This window comes from Pseudomonas sp., assembly GCF_040514055.1.
Classification (GTDB): Bacteria; Pseudomonadota; Gammaproteobacteria; order Pseudomonadales; family Pseudomonadaceae; genus Aquipseudomonas.
Window position 1 is genome coordinate 1 of the sequence record NZ_JBEVDL010000020.1, and the last position, 5,778, is coordinate 5,778.

Genomic DNA, 5,778 nt, shown 5'->3' on the forward strand with positions numbered 1-5,778 from the left:
ATCAGCGTGGTGGCGACCGGCCTGTGCACCATCAGTCAGGACGATTTCATCACCTTCTTCCTCAACTTCATTTTCTTCATGAGCTACTTCCTGATCCCCTGGACGGCGATCAACCTGGTGGACTTCTATTGCCTGCGCAAAGGTGAATACCGGATCGACGACATCTTCGACCTCAACGGGATTTACGGGCGGGTCAACTGGATCGCCTGCGGCAGTTTTGTCCTGGCGATTGCCCTGGAGATTCCGTTCATGAATACCACGCTCTATGTCGGTCCGGTCGCCACGGCGCTCGATGGCGTCGACCTGGCCTGGCTGGTCGGCTTGCTGGTGCCGGCCTTGAGTTATTACTGGCTGATGAAGCTCGGCAAGCGCGGCGAACGCATCGCTGAACTGTCCTGATCCATCCCTCAAGAACACAACGCCGGACTCAGTGCCCGGCGTTGCGCTCGAAAATGGCCCCTTCGATACCCAACACTTCTCGGGTATCGGCGTAGATCCCCACCCCCTTCTCCCAGACGTGCTTGATCGATTGATCGGCGCAGCGAATCCGGTAGTTGAGTTCGAACGGCTCGCGCCGTGACAGGGCATATTGCACTTCGCGCCAGACATAATCGGCGTCCTGCGCCAGGATCAGGCTGTTGTAGGTGAATTCGTGATTGTCCACCAGCCGCTCCGCGGGATAGCCGGTCAGTTGCAGGCACCCGGCGCTGACGAATTCCATGGTCCAGTCCCGGTTGTTGCGGCCGCGATAGATCAGCCCCGGCATGCTGTCGAGCAAACTCATGCAACTGCGCTGGCTGGCCAGCAAGGCAATCTCGCGCCGCTTGTGCACGGTGATATCCCCCGCTACCAGATAGAACCCCTGGTCACCGCGCTTGAGACTGACCTCGAACCAGCGCAACTCCCCCGAGGGGTGCACGAAACGCAGACGCTGGTTGAACGAAGTCTCGGGCCGCCGCCGCAATTCATGCAGCGCCTGGCGCCACATCGATCGGTCTTCGTGGTGCACATGGTCAATCAGGTAACGCTCGCCCTGGGGTCGATCCATCAGCTCGACCCACGCCAGGTTGAAGTGGACGATGCGACCGTCATCGGCCAGTTCAAGCAACGCCGCCGGGAAGTGATCCATCCGCTGCACAGGCGCTGTTGGGACGATTGCCTCGGGGTGATCGATCATCTAATGGCGCTCCTCATGTCTCACCGATGCGCCGTTATGCACCCAGGCCGCCAGCTCCAGGCGCGAGTGCAGACTGAGCTTCTGCAAGAGATTCTTCACATAGATCTTCACCGTGCCGTCGCTGATCCCCAGTTCCCGGCCGATCTGCTTATTGCTCATGCCGGCGGCGATCAAGGCCAGCGTCTGGCCTTCGCGCTCGGTCAGGTTATGGGTATCGGCGTGCTCAAGATCGTGCCCGGGCCGGGGCGTCGGCGCGTCCTGGTCGGCCAGCAGGGCAATCAGGGTCGAATCCAGGACGATCGCGCCCCGGTTGCAATTGCGCATGTAGTCCAGCAGTGCATCGGGCTCGGTTTCCTTGAGCACATAACCACTGGCCCCCAGGCGCAGGGCCATCAGCAGTTCGGCGCGATCCATCGACGCGGTGAGCACCACCACCTGACAGTCGAGGCGCAACTGGCGCAGCTCATCGAGGACCTGCAAGCCGCTCAAGCCGGGCATGTGCAGGTCAAGCAGGACCTGTTGCGGCGCCAGGCTCACGGCCAGATTGATGCCTTCGCGGCCACTGGCGGCCTGGCCCACCACTTCAAAGTCGTCGCTGGCACCGAACAGCTGGGCCAGGCCCTTGCGAAACAACGGGTGATCATCGATCAGTAACAAGGTCGTGCAGTCCATCGAAATTCCCCTCAGGCAAATCCTGGTGACGGCAAAGGCCAAGGTGTACGCGTACCCCGTGCGGGCGGATGGCCTCGATGGCCAGGCGCGCACCAATGCTCGCGGCCCGCTCGCGGATGATCGCCAGGCCGAAATGGTTGTCCTCCCCGGACGCCGGGCTCAAGCCGATGCCGTCATCCTCCACCGACACCGACACAGCGCCGTCCTGGTCTTGCCGCAACTCGATGCGCACATGCCGTGCATGGGAATGGCGTACAGCGTTGGCCAGCGCCTCGCGGATGATCTGCAGTACCTGCAATTCGGTTTCCGCGCCCAGGGCATCGTCGGCCAGGCGGTTGTCCAGTTCGAACACGATGATGCAGCGCCGCGAGAACTCCGCGACCGAGTCGGCCAGGGCCTGGCGCAGGGAACGCCCGTCCATGGTCAGGCGGGCGCTGGTGATCAATTCACGTACCTGGCGCTGCAACTGGCTCAAGCCGCCGCGCAGCTCCTGCAACACCGCAGCCGCCTGCGCAGGCGCGCCCAGCTGCGACTGCAGCAGACTCGCCTGGAACGACAGATAACCCAGCTGCTGCGCCACCGAATCGTGCAGTTCACGGGCCAGTGCACCGTGCCGGAAAGTCGCCTGCCGACGCTGCTGTTCACGGCTGTGACAGAGCAGACGCACGCTGACGTCCACGGCCTGCGCGGCCTCCTCCAGCAACTGGCGCCAGCTCGCGCCGGCCGCGCGCGGCGTATCGAGCAGCAACCAGCCGCTGCTGCCGGGTTGGTCGCCGTTGGGTACGGAACACAGCAGGCGATGCACGCCCCGTTGCCGACAAGGGCCGCAGGCCTGGGCGGATTCACTCGCTGCCGAGGCACGCCGTGGGCAGTCCAGCACGCCCTGGCAACCCTCGATCACGCCGCGCCGAGCCGGCGTCGGCTCGACACCGGCCAGGACCAGATTCAGCTGGCAAGCGGGCAACAGTGCTTCGAAACGGTCCAGAAAAACCGCCAGGGCACCGTCAGCGTGCACCTGGCTCAAGGGCAACCCGGCCAACAGCTGGCGCACGCTGCGCGCCTGTTCGGGACGGATACGCCCCAACCAGAGCGGCCACCACTGCACTCGTGTTCGCACTCTCGATCACTCCCCGTCCGCTTGCTCGGCTGTGAACAAGGACGAGCAACTTCCATGCCCTGAATGGCCGCCGTGCTCGACCTACCCCCAAAGAGATAGCGCTTTTTCTGGATTGAGAGATTTTTCCCCGTAGGAAATTATCTTCCTCAGCAGGAAACAACACGCCCTGTGCAACGCCACCTTTCCCGCCCCGCAAACAGGGGCGGATCAACAGGAAAGCCAGCATGACGGATAGACACAGCGCCGCTCCGGATCGACTTCACAGCCTGCCGCGCTATCGCCAGCCCCAGCCTCGTGAAGCCGCCACCCGCCATATCGTGGTCATGCAATCGGCGGCCGCCTGCGCGTCCTTTGTCGGCGACTTGCAACAGCCCCTGGTGCTGAACCAGCAGAACAGCGACTTCCAAGCGCGCCTGCAGCAGGTACTGGGCAGCGCCACCGTGGGCAGTCACCTGTACATCATGGGCGACGAGGCATTCGTCTGGCGCATCCATGCCCAGGCTCGCGCCGCCGGGCTGGAAGACGACGAGATCGACATCACCCACGCCACCGTCGGCCCGCGCCAGGTGTATTGCGTGCATTGCGGACTGACCCAGGCGTGCGGGCCGCAGCCAGCGATGACCTGCGAGCGCTGTGAAGTCGGGCTGGAGGTGCGCCAGCACTTTTCCCAACGCCTGGGGGCTTACCTCGGCGTCTGCAGCGATCCCGACCAGCCCTACGCCGGAGTCCAGCCATGAGCGCCTCGCTGAAGGTCCGGGTCAGCACGGCCGACATGCTCACCCCCGTGGTGCGCGAACTCACCCTGGAACCCTGCAGCGGCACCCTGCCGGGATTCTCCGCCGGCAGTCATGTGCAGGTGCACCTGCCACTGGGCAGCGGCCAGGTGCGCAATGCCTATTCGTTGACCAGCGACCCGGCGGACCGCCAGCACTACCGCATCGCCGTACGCCTGCAGGAAGCCTCCCGCGGCGGCTCACAGTACCTGCATCGACACGTCCAGGTGGGTGACACCCTGCAGATATCGCCGCCGGCCAACCTGTTCGCCCTGCACGCCCCCGCCCGCCTGCACATCCTCATCGCCGGCGGCATCGGCATCACGCCGTTCATGGCGCACATCGCCGAGCTGGAGCGACGCCAGGCCGATTTCGAACTGCATTACCTGTATCGCCCTGGCCTGAGCGATGCCTATCTCGAGCCCTTGCAACAACGGCTGGGCTCGCGACTGCACACCTACAGCGCCCGCCCGGACCTGGACACCATCTTGCGCGACCGCCCGCTGGGCAGCCATGTCTATACCTGTGGCCCGCAACCCTTGCTCGATGCAGTCCGGCAACAGGCCAAGGCCCTGGGCTGGCCTTCGATGCGGGTGCACTGGGAGGCCTTCAAGGCCGCAGAACCTGGGCAAGCCTTTGACCTGGAACTGCTGCGCAGCGGGCAGCGCCTGCGGGTCGGCGCTGAACAGAGTCTGCTCGAAGCGCTGGAGTCCGCCGGCCTGCAGGTGCCCAACCTGTGTCGCGGCGGGGTCTGCGGCCAATGCATGACCCGCCATGTGCGCGGCGACATCGAACACCGCGACAGCTTCCTCAGCCCCGCCGAGCAGGGCGAATTTCTCATGCCCTGCGTCTCTCGCGGCCGCGGCCCCTGCGTTTCGCTAGACCTCTAGGAGTCGACCATGACCATTCCATCCAGCCCGGTGCTGAGCTACCGCAACGACTTCAGTTTTCGCAACAGTCCCGCCGCCATCCGCCGCTTTCCATTCCCGTTCACCGAGGACAGCTACCTGTATTCGGTGAACATCGAACCGGCCACGTCCCGGGACCCTGGTTCGATTTACCAGCACGGCTTCGACATCGACGAACACTACCGTTCGGAAATGGCCGAACGCGCCCTGGTACTGGACAAGGACCCGCGCCGCTACCTGGTGATGCCGCACATGCAAGTGGCAGCGTGGGATGCCCTGCAGATGCTCATGGAGCAGCTCGCCGCCGATTATCCGCAGTGGTTTGTGCTGGAGCGTCAGGGCGAGCACTGGCATTGGCGCAATCAGCTGCTGGACATCGACCAGCACTTTGTCTTCGGCGATGCCGCGAGCCTGCCCTGCGAGCCGCTGGAGTTCATCACCCGCCAGGTCCAGGGGGATTTCGCCCTGCTCGACCAGCGCGACGGTGATCTGTACATGGACGCCGGCATGGTCACGAGCCCAGCCGACTGGTCCCTGGCATTCGACGCCGGCATGAGTTTCAAGCAGTGGCATTCGCCCGTGCCCATGGCCCATCAGATGGGCGTGTTCGACCGCGCACTCAAGTACCTGCTGGCCTTGCAGGTCGGGAAGCCGGTTCGCCGCCTGAACTGGACGCTGACCATCAATCCGCGCCTCGACTCCTCACCCGAGACGTTCCATGAATGGGGCGCCGACCGTGGGCGCATTACGGCTGGCAACGTCGGGCAGCAAGTGCATCTGCGGGTCGAACTGCAAGTGATGGCCCGCTTGCCCCGCAGCAACGCGGTGATGTTCAGCATCCGCACCTACCTGATCAGCATGGATGAGCTGGTCACTCAGCCCGGCTGGGGCTGCCGCCTGCACCGCGTCCTGCGCGACCTGCCCGAGCCGATCGCCGACTACAAGGGCATGAGCCGCTACCGACAGACCCTGGTCCAGTGGCTGAGCCGCTTCGACCTGCAAGCCTGACCCCTTACCACTTTCTCCCGACAAGGATCCTCACATGGCTCACTCATGGCGTATTTCTGCACTGGCCGAACGGCACCGCGCACTCGGCTCGAACCTGGAAGACTGGAACGGCATGGGCACTGC

General features: G+C 64.3%; 7 protein-coding genes. 4 read left to right on the top strand and 3 right to left on the bottom strand.

The window, feature by feature from the left end; all coding sequences use genetic code 11:
• A partial coding sequence (locus tag ABWY06_RS05610; RefSeq protein ID WP_353924585.1) for a cytosine permease occupies positions 1–399 on the top strand: 399 nt, incomplete at its 5' end.
• Positions 400–427: 28 nt separating this feature from the next.
• Here ABWY06_RS05610 and ABWY06_RS05615 read toward each other — a convergent pair.
• The 3 genes from ABWY06_RS05615 to ABWY06_RS05625 are packed head-to-tail and all read right to left on the bottom strand — an operon-like array spanning position 428 to position 2,966.
• A complete protein-coding gene (locus tag ABWY06_RS05615; RefSeq protein WP_274077861.1) occupies positions 428–1,177 on the bottom strand; it encodes a PAS domain-containing protein in 750 nt (249 codons plus the stop codon).
• A complete protein-coding gene (locus tag ABWY06_RS05620) occupies positions 1,178–1,849 on the bottom strand; it encodes a response regulator (protein ID WP_274077860.1) in 672 nt (223 codons plus the stop codon).
• Positions 1,818–2,966, bottom strand: coding sequence for an ATP-binding protein (locus ABWY06_RS05625; protein ID WP_353924586.1), 1,149 nt, complete (start codon positions 2,964–2,966; stop codon positions 1,818–1,820). The genes ABWY06_RS05620 and ABWY06_RS05625 overlap by 32 nt, the downstream gene beginning before the upstream one ends.
• 224 nt (positions 2,967–3,190) lie before the next feature.
• Between ABWY06_RS05625 and ABWY06_RS05630 the strand changes: the two genes are divergently transcribed.
• From ABWY06_RS05630 to ABWY06_RS05640, 3 genes are read left to right on the top strand one after another with little or no spacing between them, the layout of a single operon-like run.
• Positions 3,191–3,703 carry a dimethylamine monooxygenase subunit DmmA family protein gene (locus ABWY06_RS05630; RefSeq protein WP_274077858.1) on the top strand — a complete coding sequence of 171 codons (513 nt, stop codon included), beginning with the start codon at positions 3,191–3,193 and terminating at the stop codon, positions 3,701–3,703.
• Positions 3,700–4,629, top strand: coding sequence for a PDR/VanB family oxidoreductase (locus tag ABWY06_RS05635; RefSeq protein WP_353924587.1), 930 nt, complete (start codon positions 3,700–3,702; stop codon positions 4,627–4,629). The genes ABWY06_RS05630 and ABWY06_RS05635 overlap by 4 nt, the downstream gene beginning before the upstream one ends.
• A 9-nt stretch (positions 4,630–4,638) precedes the next feature.
• Positions 4,639–5,655: a heme-dependent oxidative N-demethylase family protein gene (locus ABWY06_RS05640; RefSeq protein WP_274077856.1), complete on the top strand. Its 1,017-nt coding sequence runs from the start codon at positions 4,639–4,641 to the stop codon at positions 5,653–5,655.
• Positions 5,656–5,778: the final 123 nt, after the last annotated feature.